General features: G+C 47.0%; 1 protein-coding gene. It reads left to right on the top strand.

Translation table 11 applies throughout. The features are described from left to right. Positions 1 to 595: 595 nt before the first annotated feature. Positions 596 to 1,365 (top strand): reverse transcriptase domain-containing protein (locus QUA80_RS33540; RefSeq protein ID WP_333429209.1); only part of this gene is annotated, 770 nt, incomplete at its 3' end.

The following is a 1,365-nucleotide window of genomic DNA, read 5'->3' as shown; positions in this document are numbered from 1 at the left end:
GTGCGATTCGAGGTCGCACGGTATGAGTGAGGAGCCGTCTCCCCCAAGCCTGCATCCAAAAGCTTGTTTCCGCCCGAAGGAGCGTCGCGGGCAACTGCGAGGTTTTCACAGCTAGAGGGAAAGCCGAACCCATCTGCGAACCACAATGCAGGGGGAGGCAAGGAAAAGATTGGATGGATTAACAAATCAGTGAATCTTCTGTGAGGCTCCGTTACTTCAGGCTATCGGAAGTGGCTATATACGATAGTGTTGGGGACAAAGGAAATCAGAAGCTATGTTGTCTGACGTTAGGATGCCCAACCCCCGGAGTAAAGAAGGAATCCACCCCAATTGAATCTCATACGTGCGGAACGAAGTAACCCCAATAAGGTCTAGCAGCTAAGTCGATTACTGCTAGTAAGGAAGGAGTAATCTAACCCGAACCCCTTAGTGGGATAAGGAAGCCATAAGAAGCGAAAGTTGTCAGCCGAAAGGCAACGGGAATCAATAACCGGACAAATAGGGATAAATGCCCACCTGAAAAGGAGCCGACGTATGGCTGGTGAGTCTCCTGAAATTCATGTGTTTGGTTCCCGAACAGGAAAGGAAAAGTTAGATGCAGCCAATACTAGCTGTAAACGTAACTCAAAGAACTACCAATTGGAGAAGCGTCAATTGGCGTCAAGCCAATAAAGTAGTTAGGCAACTGAGACAGAGAATATTTAGGGCTACCCAAGAAGGCAAATGGAAAAAGGTTCGCAGCCTGCAAAAGCTGTTAATGCGTAGCTACTCCAACATGCTGGTTTCGGTAAGGAGAGTAACGCAAACCAACCAAGGCAAGAACACGCCAGGAGTGGATAAACTGGTGGTCAAAACACCAGAAGCCAGAGGAATGTTAGTAGATATACTGAACAAATATATTCCCTGGAAACCACTGCCAACGCTTCGAGTGTATATCCCCAAATCGAATGGAAAACAACGACCTCTCGGAATTCCTTGTCTAATAGACAGGTGTCTTCAAGCCGTAGTTAAAAACGCGCTTGAACCAGCGTGGGAGGCTGTCTTTGAAGGCAGTAGCTACGGATTTCGCCCCGGCAGAAGTGCCCATGATGCCATAGGTAAAAGTTACCTTATAGGATGCCCTCATCGGAAAAAGAAATGGGTTGTAGACGCCGATATTAAAGGGTGTTTTGACAACATTGACCATGACTTTCTGATGAAAGCCATTGGCAATTTTCCAGCTAGGAAGTTGATTCACCAATGGTTAAAATCCGGGTACATGGAGAATGGGGCATTCTATGACACCATGACAGGAACTCCCCAAGGGGGAATAGTTAGCCCACTTTTGGCAAATATAGCTCTGCATGGAATGGAAGAAGCTTTAGG

Source organism: Microcoleus sp. F4-D5 (genome assembly GCF_036704885.1).
Classification (GTDB): domain Bacteria; phylum Cyanobacteriota; class Cyanobacteriia; order Cyanobacteriales; family Microcoleaceae; genus Microcoleus.
The sequence above is the reverse complement of the archived record's forward strand: the minus strand, read 5'-3'. Positions and strand labels throughout refer to the sequence as shown.